The sequence below is a fragment of the Priestia sp. MDV22-iso46 genome (assembly GCF_058629175.1).
Genome location: NZ_JBZVWT010000003.1, coordinates 443,098 through 464,782 on the forward strand (window position 1 = coordinate 443,098; position 21,685 = coordinate 464,782).

The window sequence follows — 21,685 nt, forward strand, 5'->3', positions numbered from 1 at the left end:
CAGGAGGTAAGGCAATGAAAGCGGCTGTGCTACATGAAAAAAATAAAATTATTTATCAAGATATTGGGATTGATTCCTGCCGAGCGAATGAAGTCAAAATAAAAGTAATGGCAGCAGGAATATGCGGATCGGATACACACAAAATGACAAGCAGATGGAAGTATCCGCTGCCTGCCATTATGGGACATGAATTTGCTGGGTATATCGTTGAAAAAGGGGGAAAAGTAGTAGATTTGAACGTTGGAGACAGAGTAGCTGCTATTCCGTTTAAACCGTGCAGCGCATGTGAATATTGCCAAAAAGGGCAGTATTCACTATGCGAAAACTACGGAATGATTGGCGCGCAATCATTTGGCGGATTTGCTCAGTATGTCAATATTCCAGCTTCAAATGTTATCCAAGTAGGAGAGATGGACTTTGAAGAAGCAGCTATGATAGAACCTTTAGCAGTAGCGCTTCATGGAGTACTTAATATTCATCCGCAAATAGGAGACACTGCAGCGGTCTTTGGAGCAGGAGTCATTGGCATGCTGACGATTCAATGGTTGAAAATTGCGGGTGTAAAAGAAATCATCGCCATCGACATTTCTAGTGAAAAGCTTGCAGAAGCGAGGGCCATGGGTTGTGAAAAAGTGATTCATGCCCGTTATGAAAATGTCCTTGAAAAAATTAATGATTATACAAAAGGAAGAGGGGTGGATCTTGCACTCGAATGTGCAGGTTCCCCTGTCACTCAAGAGCAGTGCCTGCTCGTTACTCGTAAAAAAGGGAAGGTTGGATATTTAGGTATTGCTTATTCAGATGTGTGTTTATCTGAAGCAGCATTTGAGAGTATTTTTAGAAAAGAGCTTACATTGCAAGGTTTTTGGAACTCTTATTCTGCACCGTTTCCCGGGAAAGAGTGGAAAACAAGCGTTGACTTTATTTTAAATAGAAAGATTAGATTAAAAGAATTAATTTCTCATCGATTCAAGTTAGAAGACACGCAAAAAGCATTTAATATGATTATTAATCGAGAAGAAGCTTATGGAAAAGTGTTAATAATTCCAAATAAGGAGTGAAAAAAATGAAGGCAGTCATGAAGGTAGAGCCAGGCTACGATAAGATGCTGTTAAAAACAATCCCTGAATTAGAAGTTCAGAAAAACCAAGTGAAGATTAAAGTAGCGTATACCGGAATATGCGGTACGGATATTCACACGTTTACAGGTCAATATAAAAATTCCCAGACGCCGGTTGTGCTTGGGCATGAGTTTTCCGGTATAGTCGTTGAAGTAGGGGAAGCTGTAACAAAAGTAAAAGTTGGCGATAAAGTAACGAGTGAAACAACATTTGTGACGTGCGGAGAGTGTGATTATTGCTTAGAAAAAGACTATAATCTGTGCGCTCATCGAAAAGGAATAGGCACACAAATAAACGGCAGCTTTGCTGAATATGTTATTTCACGTGAGGAAAGTGTCCATGTGCTACCAGATGCAGTCGACCTAAAAGCAGCTGCTTTAACTGAGCCTCTAGCTTGCTGCGTTCATGCAGCTTTAGAAAAAACAGTTGTTAAAAAAGAAGATAAAGTATTAATTTTTGGTCCAGGTCCCATTGGTTTACTGCAAGCGCAAGTTGTAAAAGCACAAGGAGCGTTTGTTATATTAGCAGGTATAACAAAAGACCAGAAGCGTTTAGAGTTAGCTAAGTCTTTAGGAATCGACGTAACTGTAGATATCCAAAATGAAAGCTTAGAAGAAATTGTGCTAACCTATACAAAGGGATACGGTGTTGACAAGTTATTTGAGTGTTCAGGTGCTGTCCAGGCGTTAAACCAAGGGTTGCCTCTGGTTAAGAAAAAAGGAACGTTTGTACAAGTAGGGATTTTCTCCGAAAAATTAAACCTTTTAGATCAAGAATCTATCATTCAAAGGGAAATTACATATATTGGAACGCGTTCTCAGAAACCAAGTTCTTGGCATATTGCTTTGAAACTTCTTGAAGAAAAGAAAATTAATACAGAGAAAATGATCACTAAAATTGTACCTCTTGATTATTGGCGTCAAGGATTCGAAGCCGTTCTATCAGGTAATGAAATAAAAGTGCTTGTTCAGTCGTAGAAACGAACTATATAAATAATGTAAATCAGGGAGGGAGGAAGTGTGAAAGATACCCAAATGGAAGCAGGTTTATATTGTAACAGTTGCAAAGAAGAGCTTCCTCACCACGTTTATTATATTAACGGCAAAATTGTACGCGTAGAGTGTCAAGAATGTAGGCGTACAATGGTATTTAAAGTTGATGTTTTGAAAGAGTTCTATAAAGAGGTCTACAAGCGTGTCTTTACTAAACCTAACCGAGTATCAAAAGAATATAAAAAAGATATAAATAGATTTTTAACTGGAATTCCGATAAGGTTAGTGAGCAAGCCTTATCGTCTAATGAAAGATTTTAATGAATCCATGCATACTATTCACCGTTACAAAAAACGAACTGCTAGAAAATAAAGGGCGGGTTGCCTGTTGTTATAGCTGGTGCATCAATGCGTTTTTTCTAGCTACATAAAAAAGCTGCTTTCTATACATTAGATGTATAGAAAGCAGCTTTTTTACGTGACAGTTTCAAACTTCAGGGTGTGAGGTGGGATAGTTTTTGTTTACCCGTCTATATCTAAATAAAACAATCTAAATGATAATGAAGTAGAAATTATTTATTCCGTTTGTTTATAAATTGTTTAAATATAAGATGAAGCAGTTTAGCTTTGGAAAATAAGGGAAGAAGCATACTAACTTGCCTGTGTATATTTAGAAAAGGAGGGATAAAGATGTCGTTAGCTCATTTTGATGATATTTCAGAAATTTGCTATGCATGTGAAAAACAGCCTCTTGGGAAAAGACAAAAACGCATTGGCGTATGGACGGAAAAAGAAATGAGAAAGCCTGTTGAAGAGAGAGTAGAAAATCAGAAGGTGGTCGCACTTTCTCGTTAATGTAAAAAAGCCTTTAGCTCATCTAAAGGCTTTTTTACGTATTGGCGTTTGGACATGTGTGAAGGATCATAGAAGCAATCGTTATAAATCTTCTAGTCTTTGAACTTTTTTGCCTTCTATTTTATGCTGTTCCATCGTTTCTTTTAACTCTTTGTTCGCCGTTGTCATCGTTGTTTCATTTGTTACGCCCATAAATGACCAGCCGTGAGATTCAAGCCAGTACTTGAATTCCCGCAAAAACTCTTCCTGCGTTCCTCCCGTATGATAAAAAGCTCCTTGAATTGTAATAGCCGGTTTCTCCGTGTTATACGTCACATACATTTTATTTGCACACATCCAAATAGACCTCCTTTATTAATAAACAAACGTAAATTGACAAAGAAGCGCTGAACCATTCCTCAATAGTTACACTATTTCTCTATTTAACTGCTGTTTTCCTTTTTATCTCTGCGATTAATCATAATTAAATCAAGTTTTTTACAGAAAGAGGAATGTAAGTAAACAGATAAAAAGCTCGTTTCGCAATCAAATCGTCATATTTCTACATATTCTTTAAGGGTCATGTAAAAGTTGTAACATAATGAATGGCACTGTAAGAAACTTAATCCAATTAGAACAAATGTTACTGTTTTTTTTAATGAAAAGGCGAATCTATGTGCTAAGGTAATAACAGGTTCAAATTTTAGGAGGTAGTTTTTGTGAGTAAAAAACGTGTAAAAAAATGGGCAGTTGCTTCTGCAGCGTCTGTAGCATTTCTAGCAAGTCAAGGAACAGCATCAGCAGCAGCTTCGCACAAAGTCGTAAAAGGAGATACCTTGTGGGGGCTTGGCCAACAAAATGGGGTTACGGTAGATGAGCTGAAAGGTGCTAATAACCGCCAAAACGACATGATTTACGTTGGAGAAACATTAACGATTCCTGACCAGGGACAAGCACAACCTGCCGCTAGTCCGGCAACATCTGTACATACAGTAGCACAAGGCGAAACGTTATATCATATTGCAACACAAAACGGCATGACTGTGGATCAGTTAAAAGCTGTTAACGGTTTACAAAGTGATATCATTACCATCGGACAAACATTAAAACTTCAAGGAGAAGCACCGGCGCCGGCACAAACTGCTCCGTCTACATCGGTTTCTGCACAAGATCAAGATTTACTAGCTAGATTAGTAGAGGCAGAAGCAAAAGGTGAGCCGTACCAAGGAAAAGTAGCGGTAGCAATTGTGGTATTAAACCGTGTAGCTTCACCGGAATTCCCAAATAACATTCACGACGTTATTTATCAGCAGCTAGGAAACGGCGTATATCAATTTTCACCAGTAGCAAACGGAGCAATTAATCAGCCTGCATCAGAAGAATCAAAACGAGCGGTAAGCGAAGCATTATCAAACCCGCATGAAAACGATGCGCTGTTTTTCTATAATCCGAAAATCGCTGAAAGCCAATGGGTTGCAACGCAGCAAGTAACGGCAGTTATTGGAAACCATGTATTTGCAAAATAAGTAGATTTCTCTCAAATATAAACATATATTTCATATATATGTAATGTTGATGCAAAGAGTCTGCTACAGAAGTATCTTGGTTAAAGTAAAATCCAAACTATTAATATTAATAGTTTGGATTTTTAAGTCTAATTGAACCTTAAAATACCTTAACAGATCCATCTGTTAAGGTATTTTTTTGCTTAAATTTTGAGAAAACCATTGATTATTTAGAGAAAAATGATATGATAAAGAAAGTCAATTGATAATGATAATCATTTACATATGATGAAGGAGGAGATAACTAGACTTATAGAGGGAAGAAAGGAGTAAGGAAAGTTGAAGTTTTATCAGTTAATTCTTGTGTTTGCTGTACTATCGATTTTGTCTCTTTTTGTAGGAGTACAAGATCTGTCAGCGATGGATCTGTTTCATTTAACAAAAGAAGAAAGCCAAACGCTGTTTTTTAGTCGTTTTCCTAGGCTTTTGAGTATTATTATGGCGGGAATGAGCCTTAGTATTTGCGGATTAATTATGCAGCAAATTACGCGAAATAAGTTTGTATCTCCAACAACGGCAGGAACGATGGACTGGGCAAGGCTTGGTGTGTTGATTTCTCTACTAGTATTTGCTTCAGCAAGTCCTCTATTAAAAATGAGCATTGCTTTCATTTTCTCACTGGCGGGCAATCTATTGTTTATGAGAATACTAGACAGAATTAAATTTAACGATACGATTTATATTCCACTAGTCGGTTTAATGCTCGGTAGTATCGTAAGTTCCTTAGCTACCTTCATTGCCTACAAATACGATTTGATTCAAAACCTTTCTTCATGGCTGCAAGGCGACTTTTCGCTAGTAGTCAAAGGGAGATATGAACTTTTATACCTTAGTATACCGCTCTTAATAATTGCTTATCTTTACGCAGATAAGTTCACGGTTGCTGGTATGGGAGAAAGCTTTTCAATCAATTTAGGCGTGAAATACAAACAAATCGTAAACATTGGATTAGTCATTGTTTCGCTTATTACTTCGATTACGATTTTGACCGTTGGCATGCTGCCTTTCTTAGGATTAATCATCCCAAATATCGTATCGATTTACCGTGGAGATCATTTGCGCAAAAGCCTGCCTCATACAGCGCTTCTTGGAGCTGTGTTCGTACTTGCGTGCGATATTTTAGGCAGAGTCATTATTTTCCCATATGAAATCTCTATCGGGTTAATGGTAGGTGTAATAGGAAGTGCGATCTTTCTTTTTATGCTGATAAGGAGAGGTCGTTATGCATAACAAACATAAAATTATCATTCTCGCCGCGCTGGCCATTTTATCAGTGGCGCTGTTTATCAGCTATGATTTAGGCTACTGGCAGTACACGCTGCCGCGAAGAATTGAAAAAGTCGCTGCGATTGTTTTAACTGGAGGAGCCATTGCGTTTTCATCCGTTATCTTTCAAACGATTACCAATAATCGAATTCTAACTCCTAGTATTCTAGGACTAGATTCACTGTATTTATTTCTGCAAACGTTTATTGTGTACATCTTTGGCTCAACGAATATTATCATCATGAACAAAAATCTTAATTTTCTTCTTTGCGTTTCGCTGATGATTATCTTTTCGGTCTTGCTTTACATACTGATGTTCAAAAAAGCCGGTAAGAATATTTTCTTTATTTTACTGGTTGGAATTGTGTTCGGAACGTTATTTAAAAGCATGTCTTCATTTATGGAAATGCTGATCGATCCGAATGAATTTCAAATTGTACAAGATAAATCATTTGCAAGCTTTAACAATGTTAATACCGATTTGCTATACATAGCAGCCGTCATATTTATCCTGCTTGGCATTTACGTGTGGCGCTTTACATCCATTTTTGATGTACTGTCGCTAGGAAGAGAACATGCGGTAAATTTAGGGATTGATTATGACGGGCTCGTCAAAAAAATGCTGATTGTGATTGCCATTTTTGTCTCAGTGGCTACAGCGTTAGTTGGACCGATCACCTTTCTTGGACTGCTTGTTGTGAACCTTGCGAGAGAGCTGTTCAAAACGTACAAGCACACCTATTTAATGATGGGATCACTGCTGCTTAGTGTTATAGCCCTCGTCGGAGGAGAGTTTATCGTTGAAAAAGTGTTCACCTTCAGCACCACGCTGAGCGTCATCATTGACTTTGCCGGCGGAATTTACTTTATTTATTTGCTGCTAAAGGAGAATAAATCATGGTAGAAGTAACAAATGTCAGTAAAACATACGGAGAAAAAACCGTTTTAGAAAAAACATCCGTCGTGATTCCAAAAGGGAAAATTACGTCATTTATCGGCCCAAACGGAGCGGGGAAAAGTACGCTGCTTTCAATTATGAGTCGTCTCATTAAAGCCGACTCAGGATCAATATCAATAGAAGGAAAAAATATAGAGAATATTGACAGCTCAGATTTAGCCAAAAAAATGAGTATTTTAAAACAGTCCAATCAGCTGAATATCAGGCTTAGCGTACGTGAACTCGTAAATTTTGGCCGGTTCCCTTATTCAAAAGGCCGGTTAACAAAAAGCGATGAACAAGCGGTTGATCAGGCGCTGAGTTACATGAAGCTTGAAAGTATTCAAGATAAATACTTGGATGAACTGAGCGGGGGACAGTGTCAGCGAGCTTTTATCGCTATGGTCATCGCACAGGACACGGAGTATATCTTCTTAGATGAACCGCTCAATAACTTAGATATGAAGCATTCTGTTGAAATTATGAAGCTGTTGAAACGTCTCGTAGAAGACTTAGGCAAAACCATTGTGATTGTCATTCACGATATTAATTTTGCGTCTGTCTATTCGGATTACATCGTGGCGCTTAAAAACGGCGAAGTGATCCGTGAAGGCCCAACAGAAACCATCATTCAAACGTCTGTATTAAAGGATATATACGATATGGATATTCCAATCGAAACAGTTGGCGGACAGCGTATTTGCGTGTATTTTTCATAAAATTTATTCATGAGGTGACGAAAGTGAAAAAAGTGTTATTAATGTTTGTAGCAGTCTTAACTGCAATTGTTGTAGCCGCTTGCGGTAATCAAGGAGCAAAAGAAACAACAGGTGGAGAAAGTAAGCAAAAAGAGACGGTAACAGTAACCGATCAGTTCAATAAAGACGGAATTAAAATTAAGAAAAACCCTAAAAAAGTTGTAGTATTCAGCATGGGTGCACTTGATACACTAGATAAACTAGGGGTTGAAGTAGCGGGCTTACCAAAACAAGCGATTCCTGAGTATTTATCAAAATATCAAGATGATAAGTACGCAAATGTAGGTGGATTAAAAGAACCTGATTTTGAAAAAATTGCAGAGCTAAATCCAGACTTAATTATTATTCAAGGCCGCCAAGCAGATTCATTTGATGAATTCTCAAAAATTGCGCCGACGATTTATATCGATACGGACAACCAGCACTATATGAAGTCATTTAAAGAAAATACAAAAGTACTAGGACAAATTTTTAATAAAGAAGATCAAGTGAAAAAAGAGCTAGCAGCGATCGATAAGCAAATTGCAGATTTGAAAAAACAAGCGGACAAACTAGATAAAAAAGCGCTTGTAATGATGGCAAATGATAGCAAAATGACAGCGTTTGGTCCGGGTTCTAAATACGGATTAATCCACGACGTATTCGGTATCAAAGCAGCAGACGACAGCCTAGATCCATCGGCTAAGCACGGTCAAAGCATTGCATATGAGTATTTAGTTAAGCAAAACCCGGACTACTTATTCGTAGTTGACCGCGGCGCCGCAATTGGTGAAAAATCATCCGCTAAACAAATTGTTGAAAATGAGTACGTAAAAGAAGTCAATGCAGTGAAAAACAATCACGTTGTATATCTTGATCCAGGCCTTTGGTATTTATCTGGAGGAGGCCTTGAGTCAATGGCAGGCATGATTGAAGAAATCAAAGCAGGGATAGAGAAGTAATAGAGAAAAGAGAGACTGGAACAAAGGTATTTTAATTGAAAGTAGATCCGAATGATTAATCAAATCATTCGGATTTTTTTATTGTTGTGGAGAGAAAATTAGGTTTCATATCTGTAGCTGCTTCTAGCTGTTGATTGGAGGGAAAGGCGAAGACTCCCGCGGAAAGCAAAGTCTTGCACGGAAATTAACAGAGACGTAATCCATATTAGTTCATTTATCCAATTGGTTCGTCTATAGATTGAAGTGATTAGTTATGTCTCAATCTCATTTTTTAGTGAACATTTTTCTATCTGGCAGTGGTTGTGACTATAAAACGTTATAAACTGAACGAATACTAAAGAGCAAAGTGCAGGTATTTCCTTTTCTTTAGGTGTCTTTCTACTTATTAAATTAAGTTTATTAATAGGTGTTTTTATCCATTTTCGTTCTAGACGAAAAAAGGTACAAGTTTAGTGATTAATTGAATAGGGAGAGGGAACGGAAAAAAGAGGAAAAAATCTCTAAAAGGAATTTATTATATTAAAGGAGGAGTTAACATGTTTCGTCATCAAAAAGAACTGCAATTTGAAGTCAAAGTAGATCGCCCCGATCCGATGCTTGCTCGCCAGATTCAAGAAGTACTAGGTGGACAATTCGGTGAAATGACGGTGATGATGCAATACCTCTTTCAAGGATTTAACTGTCGAGGAGAAGAAAAATATAAAGATATGCTGATGGATATAGGTACAGAAGAAATTGGACACGTAGAGATGCTTTGTTCACTTATTAGTCAATTACTTGATGGAGCCTCTCCAGAAGATCAAGCAGAAGCTGCGAAAGATCCTGCAACAGCAGCTATCATGGGAGGAATTAATCCTCAGCATTTATTAGTGAGCGGGCTTGGTGGTTTGCCTACTAATTCAAATGGAGTTCCATGGAACGGTTCATATATCGTAGCAAGCGGCAATTTATTAGCAGACATGCGTTCGAACTTGCATGCAGAAAGCCAAGGCAGACTTCAAGTAGCTAGGTTATACCATATGACAAAAGATGAAGGTGTACGCGCGACATTCCGAAAAATGCTAGCGCGTGATCGCTATCACCAGTATCAGTGGATGGAAGCGATAAACGAACTAGAAGAAAAAAATGGAGTAGTTGTTCCTGCATCTTTCCCTCCTGAGGCTGAAAAAGAATCACAGCCAGAAGCTTATGAGTTTTGGAACCTTTCAGAAGGCGCTGAATCAGAAGAGGGACCGTGGGCTACTGGAAGTGCCCCAGACGGAAGCGGTGAATATGTATATATCAAAGATCCTGTAGCAAAAGGACAAGTTCCCAATCCGGAAATTCCTGATACTTCGTTGCATCATGATTTAACTCGTAAAAAAGTTTTCTCTAAATAAAAGAAAGAAAGACCCTCGATATGTTCGAGAGGTCTTTTTTTGCTTATAACAAAGGGTGTTATCCACGTGTTTCAATGACGTTGTCTTTTGACTACCCAGAATAAAAAGACCGCATATGGAAATAGTAGTTATGTGCACATGTTAGAAAGATGGCACCACGGAATATGTTAGGAAGAAAAGCAACAGGTACTGTAAGTGAAAAATCCTATAGCGGACAAAAATCTACATAAGTTAGTTCAAAAACAAGCAATGTCAATAAAAGGAGTGTTTGATATGTATTATTACAAAGAAGGATTAATCAATGGCATTAAACCGGATAAGCCCGATCCTGCGGCCGCGAAGGTACTGCAAGAAGCCTTAGGCGGGCAGTTTGGTGAAATGCGGACGATGATGCAATATTTCTTTCAAAGCTCTAACTTCAGAGGAAAAGAAACGCAGTATCGCGATTTAATGAAAGGTGTTTTTTTAGAAGAAATTGCTCACGTAGAACTCGTTCAAAATACTATTAATGCATTGTTAGATGAATCTGGCGGAGCCGGGGTAGGAAGTCAAGGTTCAGATCAGGCTCCTCTTGATGAAGCCGTAAAACATGCTAATCCTCATCACTATATCATGGGCGCTCAAAGCTCACTGCCAGTAGATGCGGGCGGAAATCCATGGAACGGCTCGTGGGTTTATAATCACGGAAATCTAGTGGCTGATTTACTGAATAACGTTGTATTAGAATCAACCGGTGTTTTACAAAAAACAAGAATATACGAAATGAGTTCTAACCAAACGTTAAGAGAAACGCTAGGTTTCTTAATTGTTCGAGATAATGCTCATCAAAATGCGTTTGCAAAAGCTCTTGAAACATTAGGCGTGGACTGGGGAAAACTATTCCCTGTACCAAATTATGATATTAACAAATACCCTGAATGCAGAAAGTTTGTCGAGATGGGGTATCATAACACGCAATTTGATTTTAGGTTAGATCCGCACCGAATGGGAGAAATATTCCAAGGGCAGACGCCAAGCAGAAATGGCGGAGACTTGAGCGTAACACCTCCACCGGAAGCTTTTCCAGTCCCTCATTTATCTGAAATGCCAAATGAGCATGCTCCAGGTTTAGGAGATATGAACGCATAAAAGTATGTGAATCGACTTTAATTAAACAAAGCTAAAATAAAAAACATTGACTGGGAGCTAGTAGTCAATGTTTTTTTATTTGCTTTAGCGAAATTCTTTCATTTGTCTAGCGCAAAGCACATCTCGCCATTCCTGTAAGCGCATGATAAAGGGCTTTTTTACATCTGTTTGTGAATTTATTTGTTTTTTACAAGAAGAAAAGGGAATACTTTCTTTAATCGCTTGTGATAGAAAGCTAATAAGGGGTATGCTGCTATGAGTAACCAAAAAGATGAATTTTTATTTAAACGAGAGCTCTATCGCTTAGTACAAGAATACAAACGCTGTAAAGTTGAAGAAATTAGACGGGCAATTAAAAAGGATATTCTTCTTTTGAAGAAGGTTATAAATAACTAAAATAGATAAACACCGGCAAAAAAGCTCATGTTAGTTAATAAATGAGCTTTTTTTGCTGCTTTAAACTTGTTCAAACGAATTAGTATGTCTATAAATAGTCTCAGGAAGATTATGGACCATGTTAAACAGAGCTAACGCAGTTGTTTCTGGTTCCTCATAACGATAAATGATATCGTTTTCAATGTCGCAGATTTGAAAACTGTTTAATTGTTTTGAATAACTTAGTGTAAACCTATTGGCAAGAGTATGAGTAATGTCGCTATCTCTATAATTTACTAAATTTGCTATCATGTGCTTAATTTCAGTTAGGTTCATCCACCAAGTCACCCTTTCATGTTATTGAAGTTATCATACCATGTACAGGTAGTTTGAATGCTTTTTTTTACAATTTGTAACAACAATTTTCAAAATGAAACATAAAGGTAATAAAAAGTTAAAACGAGCAGCTTAACGCAAGCTGAACATTTCCTATGAGGGGGTAGGTTTTTCTTTGCAGTAGGTCAACTCCAACTTTTTATCTGCGATTTCTTTTAGCCCAATACGAATCATACTGAATACTAAAATCCATAATATAACCGTTAAAATTGTATGTCCAGCGGGCAAAATACCTAGTATAGGTGAGTCCCAAAGAGCGTGCATAAAAACGACAAGCAAAAATACACCGAGAAATTTTGGTTTTATCAACATGCTCCACTGAAATTTCTTATCTCCTTGGACGATGCAGACGGCAGCTCCAGTCAAGGCAGCCCAAGCTACATGTCCTCCAGGAGCAAAAATACTGCGCCAAAGTATTGTAGAATAAAGCATGTGAAAGCTGCCGGAAAGAAGTGCCCGTAAAGCATAGCCAGCGGTTTCAAAAGCAGCAAAACCAGCTCCTATTGCAGCTCCCAAGAGGAGTCCGTTAAGGATATATCTATATTTAAGATTGCGCACAAAATAAATAACCGCGATAACTTTAGCCAGTTCCTCGCATATTCCAATCACGATCACGTTTGTGTTATTTCCAAGAATATCATAAAACACAAGTGCTAATAAAAGTGAGAGGATTCCGCCAATAAAAACGACATAAACAATTTTGTAAATAGCAATATTCTGCGGAGCGTTCATTTCCCAAAAGAAAATGAGCGTAGTAAATGGCACTGCAAAAGCACCGACTACAATAAGACCGGGTATGAAGTTGATGTTTTCGAACAAGCTTACGCCTAGATATAGCCCTAAGTATGCGATAAGCGCAATAAGAAAGACCCTTGCAAAAAGCCAAGGCTTTGGCCATGTATTTACAACTTCTTCTATTTTAGGAGTCGTAAGTCCTGTTCCTACAATAAAAAGCCGTTCAGCTTCCATTTCACTGTGCTGTCGGAAGACTCGAGAGAATATATTTCGAAATTTAGGTTCAACCGAACGTTCATTTCTTGGTATTTTATCAACACGATGGGCAAACAAGTAGAATATGCTGTAGTTTTCATCACGGTCCACGATTTCATGGCCGCAATTTAAGCAGAATTTTACCCCTTCCGGATTAGAATAAGCGCAATGGGGGCATTTCATTTATCTTCCTCCTTTTTCTAGATACAAATCGTTTGACGCTTGTCTTATGACATCTTCTACATATATTATGTGAACTGATGAAAAAAGCATAAGAGGGGTTGATAGGTAATTTGCTTAAATAATGGAATGGTATGTATATAAAAGACAGAAGCTATTGCTAAAAGAGACCTCATGAAACCAAAAAAAGGCTGCGTCATAAGCCGAACATTCGACTTACAGCACAACCTTTTATATGATTGAAAATGTGGATTTAAGCCTGTTTTCTTTACAATGCTTCTACGCAATAAAAAAGCTTCCTGAAATAAAAACGATGACACCAATGACCATCATTAATATTTCGCGGTCTTTTTTTCCTGTTTTTTTATTAGCAGGAAGCAGCGATTTTGAAAGAGGCTTGGCAAAAATTATGACAAGCATGCAAACAGCAGCAAAGATGCCAAGCGCCACCTGAAAATTACCTTCAATAAAGACGCATGCCATTAAAAGTACAAGACTTATTTTTAGAAAAATTTTTGATAGGTTCACTATCAACACTCCTTTAGAACACTTAATACGAAAGACTTAGTGATTTTTTTATGTGCCTGTTGTTTTCTACGGCTTGAAGGAGAAAATGAGCGACGTCAGAACGGCTGATGTTACGTCCGTTTTCTGGTACGCTAGCTTCTCCTATACGATAATACGTAGTTAATGGACCGCTCGTTAACCCCATTGGCCGAGCAACAGTCCAGTCGAGTCCGCTTACCTTCAAGAGCTTCACGGCTTCGTAATGATCGCGAAGCACATTTTTTAAAATACGCTGAGCAAGCCAGCCCGTCATGCCTGGAATTTCTCCGTCGATTCCGGCAGAAGCCGTGTAGGCGATACGCTGAATTCCGTTTTCGTTCATACATTGAATCAGCAGATTTGTCGTTTCTACTAAAAGGGTAGAATGCCCTAGATTTTCGGTCCCAAGACAAGAAATTACTGCATCACACCCTCGCATGGCCTGACACACTTCATAATAATCAAGCACGTCGCCTTGTATGATGTGTACGTTCGCATGCGTTATCTTAAGCTTAGATGGATTTCTCACAAATGCTTTTACATAATGTCCGTTTTTAATCGCTTGCTTTATTAATTCCTGTCCGGTCCTGCCGCTTGCGCCAATCAAAAAAATGTTCATACGATCAACCCTTTCGTTTCAATGTAGGTAGTAAAAACGAAATTTTCTTTTACCATAACACATTTTTCTCGATTTAGCTTGTCAAAACATAAAAGCTGCTTACGAGATTCATCAAAGTAAGAGGTATCCTCTGTTCTTTTTTAAAACTTATGTCATAGACTGTCTAGAAAACAAAGAATTGTACGAACGGTTTATAAAGGTGTTTAATGCTATAGAAGCGAAAGGGTATTATAGGAATAAGGGACGAACAGAAGGGGCGATGCACTATGAAAAAATCGGTAAGCCGAGCACGTATCATCATAGTACTAATAGGTTTTCCGCTCATCTTTTTCATTATGGCGCTTGTGACGGGTGAGTGGCGATATATGACTTGGACCATTCCGCCTGCACTGATGTCATGTTGGACGGCACTCTTTGTATTAAGGAAGCAAGAAGAAAGATAACAGGAAATTTGAACTATTGCATCGAATTTATAGAAAAAGTATAAAATGATAGAAAGCTATAGTAAGAAAATTTAATGAAGGACGGTGTGAAGATGAACGGACAACAGTTATTGTATGGGTTGCTTACGTCTAAAGGCGATATCCTAAGAGCTGCTTATGTGTTATGTGACCACCGCATTTATACGGAAATGTCAGCACAGTATCAGCAAACGGAGCATACGGATTTTCAAGCGTCATTGGTAGAAGAAATGAAATTGCTTGAAAAACAGCCTGAAGTAGACATGCATCTGCATATTTTGCTTGAAATGGCGAAGTTTTTTGAACTTCCTGTTTCCCATGCTACAACAAATGGCGAGCTGTACGAGTTAAGTGATAACATTGGAAATTTGCTTGTATCTAAATACAATGAGCTGTTTTCAATTGCACGCTGTCATACGCTAGAAGACGTAATGCGCCATCAAATCCGACTGTTCTTTCATCTAATTGATTCGCAATACATGATTGCTACAAATCGTCAGCAAGCTGTGTTTCAGCAGCAGCTGATGAATTGGATTGAACAGCTGCCCCCCATGTATCAGGAAAGAATGATTGATGCATTAGGAGAATATCAGCAGGAAGCGCTTGTGAAACTGCTGCAAAAAAAAGGGACAATCGAGCTATACAAACAGCTTCCTCCGCACGCATACCCTGCTGTTTCAGGCCTTATGGCAACCGTAATGAGTATCTTTATTCCCGTTAATTACCCGCCAGCACTGCTATTTAGTATGAATGCGCCGCTGTTTTTAATGGCGAGCTTTGAAAGTCATGAAATTATTGCAAAACGCAAAGAAGCTGGAACTTTTTTACCGCTGTTATTAGTAGTTGTTCAGCTGATGTGGACGTACAAGCTTGAGCATCAGGATGAGCTGTTGAATTATCAGTCTCTGCTGATCAAGTGGTCATCTGTACACACAGGGTATCAAGATTACATGAAAAAGAAAGAGCAGTCACTGTTTGACCGTGAACGGTTAGACAGCTTTATTTATAAAACAGAGCAGTATGTTAAGCAGCTCCGCGCTACGGAGAAAAAGACGGTGAAGCAAATTGAAACGCTCAAAACAGCCATCCGCCATCAGCTTGATGAAATGGAGCTCACATCGTTAAACGGAGGGCTTGTGCTTCAAAAAATGATTGAAGAGCATGAATCATTAAAACAAGATGTAGAAGAACTGCAGCGCAAGCTTTCGATTAAAGGTGACTTCTTCTCTAAAGTAAGGCTGACGTTCCGTTCTGCAGAACGGGCCGTCAAAAGCAAAGTGAAAGAGGTAGAGCGTAAAAAAGTGCTTATGCAAATGACGGACTTTATTTTAGCAAATCGCTTGCCCGTATGCGTGGATATTCAAAATGAAATTTATGATTATCAAGACGAGCTGACGACGACTATTTTTCAAATTAATCAGCAGGTCGAGCTGCTTGAAGAAACAAAACAAAGCCGCCAGCTAGCCGATGCAAAAGTACGCCGCTATGATCAAGAAATAAAGCGATTTGAACGGAACTACTATGGCTTAAAAGAAGGAACCGTTGAAGAAATGGCACAGTGAAACTGGGACAAACATATTTTATCCGAACGAGTTTGGTTCTCCATCAAGAATCAAACTCGTTCGGATTTTTTCATGGTGGTCATGAACATAGGTTTTATGTATGTAATTGCTTCTAGCTGTTGATAGGAGAGCAAGGCGAAGATTCCTGCCGGAAAAGCGGAAGCAACGAGGAGGCTCACCGGCCGCACGCGGAAAGCAAAGCCCTGCAAGGAAATCAACAGCCATGTCAAGATCGATCCATACGAACTCATTCACCTCATTTGTCTGTCTTTAGAGTGGCGTAATTTAGTTATGTCTCAATCTTATTCTCTGTCTGTAGGAGCGGACAGCTGATCTTTATACTCATCTACATAGAGCATGCCGTTTGTTGACACAACTGCATACAGCACTTGGTTCAACTGAAGCTGACGATTTGAAAGCTCAAGGTTGATCCACTGTTCGGTATATTGAGATGTTAAATTTTTATGAATAATTTCTCCGTCCATGATGAGTTCTACTGGTAAATTCATTTCTTTAAACGGCTTAGACAAAACGTCCTGTTTGGCAATGTTTTGATAAGCAGTTTTCTTTAATACCGACAGTTTTCCGCTTACTTCTAAAACAGCAAATTCTACTTCAGCAATGTTGAATGTTCCTAGTTCTCGTAAATGCTGATTCAAGTCGTCAATAGAATATTTGACTTTTTTCATATTTGCTTCAAGAAGCTTTCCTTTTTCCATAATAACCGTCGGGCGACCTGAAATCCATTTTCGCAAGCGTCTGCTTTTTAAAGCTGTTGATGCTAAAAGAAAATGAATGGCCACAAGAAAAGCAAAAGAAGCGAACATCGGCAGAAATTTTAATTTTAAATCAAATCCCATATTTGCAATGAACGACCCAATAATGATGGACATCGCAAATGTAAAATGATTATTATGTGTGTTAATTTGTTTTCCAATCAGGAAAGTTGTAATGCTTAAGATAATAAAAGAAACAAAGGTTCTAAGAAGGGACATGAGAATGTCTTCCATAGGTTGTGATGTCACCTGCTTTCTCATAAATAGAAAGAGTATCTATCTCTATAGCGTTATCCATTTAAAGGATCGTTATACAAGAAAAAACATCAAGAAGAAGGGCGGATAATGCGTTCACATTCGGCTGCTTAAAAAGGGGCGGAAAGGCTGTAGGTAAGGGATCAAAGCAAACAAAAAGAATGTGCAAATTCCTTTGAATTTTTTTGGAGGATTTGTTACAATAAAGGTGCTTATTTTTGTTCGGTAAGGATAGTTCGAAGTGTTCGTCTTGACTTATTGTAAGAGCAGGAATAGAGTAATACACAATGTGTGGATTGTCACACAAGGAGGAAAAGAGATATGTTACAAGGTAAAGTAAAATGGTTCAACGCTGAAAAAGGTTTCGGTTTCATCGAAGTAGAAGGACAAGACGATGTATTCGTTCATTTCTCTGCTATCCAAGGCGAAGGTTTCAAAACTTTAGAAGAAGGTCAAGAAGTTACATTTGAGATCGTTGAAGGCAACCGTGGACCACAAGCTGCTAACGTTCAAAAGTAATTTTTTTTATAAAGTTTAAGCCGATCAGCAGAACGTTTCTCTGGTCGTTCGTTAAACTAAACTGGGAGAAGGCCCCTTTTATAAAAGGGGTCTTTTCTTGTTCGCTTTTTACACCTTGTTGACGATTTCTTTGATTTTGTAGAAGTATTCAATTATGAAAAAAACTAGTCACGCAGTATAAAAAAAGCGTATAATGAAATGATGAAAATAGGAATTGTAGAGCAGAAAGGATTTTAAAACGTATGAGCAACCAACTTCAAGAAACGATGGTCGATTCACGTCGTACATTCGCCATTATTTCTCACCCGGATGCCGGGAAAACAACGTTAACAGAAAAAATGCTGTTACTGGGCGGAATGATTCGTTCAGCCGGAACGGTTAAAGGAAAAAAATCAGGCAAGTTTGCTACATCTGACTGGATGGAAATCGAAAAACAACGTGGAATTTCGGTTACATCAAGTGTTATGCAGTTTGAGTATAAAGATCACTTTATTAACATCTTGGATACACCAGGACATGAAGACTTCAGTGAGGATACGTATCGTACCTTAACGGCTGTAGACAGTGCGGTCATGGTTATTGACGGAACAAAAGGGATTGAAGCACAAACGCTTAAACTTTTTAAAGTTTGCCGTATGCGCGGTATTCCCATCCTAACGTTTATCAATAAATTAGACCGTGAAGGAAAAGAGCCGCTTGAGCTGCTTGAAGAAATTGAAGATGTACTCGGTATTGAATCATACCCTGTAACGTGGCCAATTGGCATGGGGAAACGATTCCAAGGAACGTATGACCGTTTTTCAAAACAAATTGAAGTATACCAAGGAAACAAAGAGTCCTATTTTGCAGACTTTGACGGTGAAAATATCGACGATGAAATTAAAAAACACGTCGATGAAATGTATTTACCAGGCTTAGTGGATGATTTATCTCTATTAGACGAAGCAGGTAATGATTTTTCAATTGAAAAAGTAAAGCAAGGCCTATTAACACCTGTTTTCTTCGGAAGTGCGATTGCAAACTTTGGTGTACAGTCTTTCTTTAATTCATTTTTACAATTAACATCACCGCCGCAGCCTCGTGAATCAACGAATGGCACCGTTCAGCCTACGGATGAAAACTTCTCAGGTTTCATCTTTAAAATTCAAGCGAACATGAACCCAGCTCACCGCGACCGCATTGCGTTCGTACGCGTATGTTCAGGAAAATTCGAGCGTGGAATGAACGTGACGTTAGCAAGAACGAACCGTAAAATGAAGCTTGCGCAGTCTCATCAGTTCTTGGCATCAAGCCGTGAAACAGTAGACACAGCGTATCCAGGGGATATCATTGGCTTGTATGATTCAGGCACGTATCAAATTGGCGATACCATTGTAGGAGAGGGAAAAGTATTCGAATTTGATGCTCTTCCAAAGTTCCCGCCTGAACTGTTTGTAAAAGTTCGTGCGAAAAATGCAATGAAATCCAAGCACTTTGAAAAAGGGATTAATCAGCTTGTACAAGAAGGAGCCGTACAGCTTTACCGTACGCCGTTCTTTGGAGATTATATTTTAGGAGCAGTCGGTGAACTTCAGTTCCAAGTGTTTGAACACCGTATGAAAGGTGAGTACAATGTCGATCTTGAATTCACCCGCATGTCTCATAACATTGCAAAATGGGTAGACAAATCAACAATTGAAGATCGCATGCTAGATTCTCGGGTGATGCTAGTAGAAGATCGTGATAAGCATTCCGTTCTTATGTTTGAAAACGATTTTGTATGGCGTTTGTTCCAGGACAAATATCCATCTGTTAAATTCCTAGATCCGTTTAATCTATAAAAGAGTATAAAAAAAGGAAAACGATACATACTACTTTCATAAGTAGACAGTCGATTTTCCTCCTTTGCTTAAGAGTCAGTATTTACTGGCTCTTTTTTTAGTGAGCCACTGATTTTAAATTTAAAAGAATGACTCCTGCAATGATTAATACGATGCCAAATACCATCGTGAGACTGCCGCTTTCTTTCCAAATGACTACGCCAATCACAGCTGTCACAGCAGTTCCTACGCCAGACCAAATGGCATACGCAACGCTGAGTGGAATGTGCTGAAGCGATGTGGAAAGCGCATAGAAAGCAAGACCAAACCCTAATAAAACACCAAGGCTAGGCCAAAATTTTGTAAATCCGTTTGATGCTTTTAACATAGATGTACCAAATAACTCTGAACTAATTGCAATGGCTAAAAATAAATAGGCTTTCATCGAAAACCCTCCTCTGTTAATTTCCGAAGTTGTTGTTGAATCTGTTTTTGCATGTCTGGATCCACGGGTGCGAGCCCAAACATTTGACTGAACCATAATCCGTCAGCTGCTAAGCGCACAATGGTAGCAAGGACTGGATCAATGGCGTCTTGTTCAATGTGCTGCTGCCACTTTTCGTATTGCTTTTGAAAGTGCTGCAGGAGTTCAGGATTGGTTGCAATACCTGCAAGTAATCCCGCGCTCATCACTTGTTCACGCTGCAAATCATGAAGCGTCTCAGAGAGATAAGCCCGGCTCCATTTGCCAGGAGAATCGTCATGTTCAACTTGTACGTTTAGCCCGTCATCATATTTCTTTGTGACTGAATACAGCATTTGCTTAATCAATTCATCTTTTGAAGAGAAGTGATACAACAAACCGCCTTTACTGACGCCGGCTTCTTTTGCTACTTTTTCAAGCGTTAACTTTCCAACACCGTCGCGCTGTACAACCTGCGTAGCTGCAAGCAATATATCATCAAATGTAGACACATGAATTTCCTCCTTTTTGATTTTCCCTAGAATACTTTACCGTCTGGACGGTTTGTTTGGCAATACTTTTATTTCGAATTTCAAAAAAAATTTTTGTGCACACTAAAATATAAAGTATAAAAACAAAAATAAACGAGTAAACAAAGGGTTAATACCATTACTATATGAAGAAAAAGAAAAAATAAAGCCTGGGTATATGAAAGAAAGGTGTGAAGAAACAGATGAGGGATGTGTATCAAAGTTTTCAAGAACTATCACAGTGTGAACGAGCGGGAATTGATTACGAAATAGAATGTGTCATTCGCCGGAGAGAAATTGTCGTGCTTGCTATTCACGGAGGAACGATGGAAATTGGGACAGAAGAAGTAGCAGAAAAAATAGCAGAAAAGCTGAACGCAACGGTGTACGTATTTAAAACGCTGAAAACAGAAAATCCGTTTGAATTGCATGTTACGTCTGCAAACTACGATGAAGAAATGGCGCGTCATCTCGTTAAAAAATCAGCGGTCACAATTTCTCTTCACGGTGCCTACAGCGACGTCTGCACGACTTATATCGGAGGAAGAGACGAAGAGTTAGAAAAAGCGGTGCGTCATGCACTCTCAGGTTTTCCGATCAGTGAAACGCCCGTACATTTAAAAGGCGTTTCACCTCGAAATATCGCAAACGGCAATCAGCGGCATAAAGGACTGCAGCTTGAAATAACCACTCCGCAGTATGAACAATTATTGAAGGATAATCAGCTGTTTAACGAGTATGTGAATGCGGTAGTATCGGCTGTGAACTCAGTGATGTAAAGATAAATTCAACAGCTTCCTGTATATTGGCTGCAATAAAGGCTGCTTGTACGTCAGCCCATTTTTCCCGTGCATGTAACGTGTCGTGCCCAGCTCCTGTTAACACTAAAATACATTGTGCTCCTGCTGCACGGGCCGCTACGAGGTCTTTCCACCGGTCGCCAATCACGATGCAGTTAGCCAAATTTAAGCTGTGCTCCTCGGCTGCTTTTAACAGCATGCCCGTCCTTGGTTTGCGGCACGAACAATTGTCCGAATCTTCATGAGGACAAAGGTAAACATCATCAAATCCAAAAGCTAAAAGCTCAGAGATAAAGTCTGATTTCTTTACCTTTCCTTTTGCAATATCGGGCTGATTCGTAAAGGAAAACAACGGAATGTTTTGTTTCTTTATGTCTATAATCGCTTGTTTTGCTTGGGGGAATAGCTGAAAATCACCTGGATATTGTATTTCATTACTGCCGCCAATTGTTCCGTCTCGGTCTAAAAATATTGCTTCAATCATATTAATCACC

At 38.8% G+C, this 21,685-nt stretch carries 24 protein-coding genes; 16 read left to right on the forward strand and 8 right to left on the reverse strand.

The features are described from left to right. The first annotated feature begins 14 nt into the window (after window positions 1-14). The 4 genes from AC4NPH_RS19680 to AC4NPH_RS19695 all read left to right on the forward strand — a co-directional run bounded on the left by AC4NPH_RS19680 (window position 15) and on the right by AC4NPH_RS19695 (window position 2,967). Entirely contained in the window at window positions 15-1,061 is a 1,047-nt protein-coding gene (locus AC4NPH_RS19680; protein ID WP_013057897.1) for a galactitol-1-phosphate 5-dehydrogenase, read from the forward strand. A 5-nt stretch (window positions 1,062-1,066) separates the two neighbouring features. Further along, window positions 1,067-2,098, forward strand: a complete 1,032-nt coding sequence (locus AC4NPH_RS19685; protein ID WP_013057896.1) for a zinc-binding dehydrogenase — start codon at window positions 1,067-1,069, stop codon at window positions 2,096-2,098. Window positions 2,099-2,140: 42 nt separating this feature from the next. After that, window positions 2,141-2,485, forward strand: a complete 345-nt coding sequence (locus tag AC4NPH_RS19690) for a hypothetical protein (RefSeq protein ID WP_013057895.1) — start codon at window positions 2,141-2,143, stop codon at window positions 2,483-2,485. Between the two features lie 317 nt (window positions 2,486-2,802). Next, window positions 2,803-2,967: a hypothetical protein gene (locus tag AC4NPH_RS19695; protein WP_013057894.1), complete on the forward strand. Its 165-nt coding sequence runs from the start codon at window positions 2,803-2,805 to the stop codon at window positions 2,965-2,967. Between the two features lie 81 nt (window positions 2,968-3,048). On the opposite strand, the gene AC4NPH_RS19700 is transcribed toward AC4NPH_RS19695, so the two are convergent. Next, on the reverse strand, window positions 3,049-3,303 hold the full coding sequence (locus AC4NPH_RS19700) for a hypothetical protein (protein WP_013057893.1): 255 nt from the start codon (window positions 3,301-3,303) through the stop codon (window positions 3,049-3,051). A 362-nt stretch (window positions 3,304-3,665) separates the two neighbouring features. Here AC4NPH_RS19700 and AC4NPH_RS19705 point away from each other — a divergent pair, with 362 nt between their 5' ends. The 8 genes from AC4NPH_RS19705 to AC4NPH_RS19740 all read left to right on the forward strand — a co-directional run bounded on the left by AC4NPH_RS19705 (window position 3,666) and on the right by AC4NPH_RS19740 (window position 11,316). Then, a complete protein-coding gene (locus tag AC4NPH_RS19705) occupies window positions 3,666-4,472 on the forward strand; it encodes a cell wall hydrolase (protein WP_013057892.1) in 807 nt (268 codons plus the stop codon). Between the two features lie 318 nt (window positions 4,473-4,790). Next, a complete protein-coding gene (locus AC4NPH_RS19710; RefSeq protein WP_013057891.1) occupies window positions 4,791-5,741 on the forward strand; it encodes an ABC transporter permease in 951 nt (316 codons plus the stop codon). Next, window positions 5,734-6,681 (forward strand): iron chelate uptake ABC transporter family permease subunit, encoded by a 948-nt coding sequence (locus AC4NPH_RS19715; protein WP_013057890.1) that lies wholly within the window; start codon window positions 5,734-5,736, stop codon window positions 6,679-6,681. The genes AC4NPH_RS19710 and AC4NPH_RS19715 overlap by 8 nt, the downstream gene beginning before the upstream one ends. Further along, window positions 6,675-7,433, forward strand: coding sequence for an iron ABC transporter ATP-binding protein (locus AC4NPH_RS19720; RefSeq protein ID WP_013057889.1), 759 nt, complete (start codon window positions 6,675-6,677; stop codon window positions 7,431-7,433). The genes AC4NPH_RS19715 and AC4NPH_RS19720 overlap by 7 nt, the downstream gene beginning before the upstream one ends. 23 nt (window positions 7,434-7,456) lie before the next feature. After that, a complete protein-coding gene (locus AC4NPH_RS19725; protein WP_053487467.1) occupies window positions 7,457-8,413 on the forward strand; it encodes a siderophore ABC transporter substrate-binding protein in 957 nt (318 codons plus the stop codon). Window positions 8,414-8,949: 536 nt separating this feature from the next. Continuing rightward, window positions 8,950-9,792, forward strand: a complete 843-nt coding sequence (locus tag AC4NPH_RS19730) for a manganese catalase (protein WP_016764829.1) — start codon at window positions 8,950-8,952, stop codon at window positions 9,790-9,792. A gap of 273 nt (window positions 9,793-10,065) precedes the next feature. Then, window positions 10,066-10,920, forward strand: coding sequence for a manganese catalase family protein (locus tag AC4NPH_RS19735; protein ID WP_013057886.1), 855 nt, complete (start codon window positions 10,066-10,068; stop codon window positions 10,918-10,920). Between the two features lie 255 nt (window positions 10,921-11,175). Continuing rightward, the gene (locus AC4NPH_RS19740) at window positions 11,176-11,316 is read left to right on the forward strand and encodes a hypothetical protein (RefSeq protein ID WP_013057884.1); all 141 of its coding nucleotides are present in this window, start codon (window positions 11,176-11,178) and stop codon (window positions 11,314-11,316) included. Between the two features lie 468 nt (window positions 11,317-11,784). Here AC4NPH_RS19740 and AC4NPH_RS19745 read toward each other — a convergent pair whose 3' ends face one another. The 3 genes from AC4NPH_RS19745 to AC4NPH_RS19755 all read right to left on the reverse strand — a co-directional run bounded on the left by AC4NPH_RS19745 (window position 11,785) and on the right by AC4NPH_RS19755 (window position 14,026). Next, on the reverse strand, window positions 11,785-12,864 hold the full coding sequence (locus tag AC4NPH_RS19745; RefSeq protein WP_013057883.1) for a PrsW family intramembrane metalloprotease: 1,080 nt from the start codon (window positions 12,862-12,864) through the stop codon (window positions 11,785-11,787). Between the two features lie 276 nt (window positions 12,865-13,140). Further along, a complete protein-coding gene (locus AC4NPH_RS19750) occupies window positions 13,141-13,389 on the reverse strand; it encodes a hypothetical protein (protein WP_029322842.1) in 249 nt (82 codons plus the stop codon). Between the two features lie 22 nt (window positions 13,390-13,411). Then, complete coding sequence (locus AC4NPH_RS19755) at window positions 13,412-14,026, reverse strand: NAD(P)-dependent oxidoreductase (protein WP_013057881.1); 615 nt, start codon at window positions 14,024-14,026, stop codon at window positions 13,412-13,414. Window positions 14,027-14,561: 535 nt separating this feature from the next. Here AC4NPH_RS19755 and AC4NPH_RS19760 point away from each other — a divergent pair. Beyond that, entirely contained in the window at window positions 14,562-16,049 is a 1,488-nt protein-coding gene (locus tag AC4NPH_RS19760) for a hypothetical protein (protein ID WP_013057880.1), read from the forward strand. A 302-nt stretch (window positions 16,050-16,351) separates the two neighbouring features. Here AC4NPH_RS19760 and AC4NPH_RS19765 read toward each other — a convergent pair whose 3' ends face one another. After that, a complete protein-coding gene (locus AC4NPH_RS19765) occupies window positions 16,352-17,074 on the reverse strand; it encodes a DUF421 domain-containing protein (RefSeq protein ID WP_231101754.1) in 723 nt (240 codons plus the stop codon). 327 nt (window positions 17,075-17,401) lie between these two features. Here AC4NPH_RS19765 and cspD point away from each other — a divergent pair, with 327 nt between their 5' ends. Together cspD and AC4NPH_RS19775 are read left to right on the forward strand one after the other, a co-directional pair. Beyond that, entirely contained in the window at window positions 17,402-17,599 is a 198-nt protein-coding gene (gene cspD / locus AC4NPH_RS19770; protein ID WP_013057877.1) for a cold-shock protein CspD, read from the forward strand. A gap of 242 nt (window positions 17,600-17,841) precedes the next feature. Next, the gene (locus AC4NPH_RS19775) at window positions 17,842-19,419 is read left to right on the forward strand and encodes a peptide chain release factor 3 (RefSeq protein ID WP_013057876.1); all 1,578 of its coding nucleotides are present in this window, start codon (window positions 17,842-17,844) and stop codon (window positions 19,417-19,419) included. A 97-nt stretch (window positions 19,420-19,516) separates the two neighbouring features. Here AC4NPH_RS19775 and AC4NPH_RS19780 read toward each other — a convergent pair whose 3' ends face one another. Beyond that, a complete protein-coding gene (locus tag AC4NPH_RS19780) occupies window positions 19,517-19,843 on the reverse strand; it encodes a DMT family transporter (RefSeq protein WP_013057875.1) in 327 nt (108 codons plus the stop codon). Next, window positions 19,840-20,373: a TetR/AcrR family transcriptional regulator gene (locus tag AC4NPH_RS19785; protein WP_013057874.1), complete on the reverse strand. Its 534-nt coding sequence runs from the start codon at window positions 20,371-20,373 to the stop codon at window positions 19,840-19,842. Before AC4NPH_RS19785 ends, AC4NPH_RS19780 begins: the two co-directional genes overlap by 4 nt. A 221-nt stretch (window positions 20,374-20,594) precedes the next feature. On the opposite strand from AC4NPH_RS19785, the gene AC4NPH_RS19790 reads away from it, so the two are divergent. Then, on the forward strand, window positions 20,595-21,170 hold the full coding sequence (locus AC4NPH_RS19790) for a poly-gamma-glutamate hydrolase family protein (RefSeq protein ID WP_013057873.1): 576 nt from the start codon (window positions 20,595-20,597) through the stop codon (window positions 21,168-21,170). Here AC4NPH_RS19790 and AC4NPH_RS19795 read toward each other — a convergent pair. Further along, window positions 21,121-21,675, reverse strand: coding sequence for an HAD-IIIA family hydrolase (locus AC4NPH_RS19795; RefSeq protein ID WP_035439049.1), 555 nt, complete (start codon window positions 21,673-21,675; stop codon window positions 21,121-21,123). The two genes, AC4NPH_RS19790 and AC4NPH_RS19795, sit on opposite strands and share 50 nt — an antisense overlap. Between the last annotated feature and the right edge of the window lie 10 nt (window positions 21,676-21,685).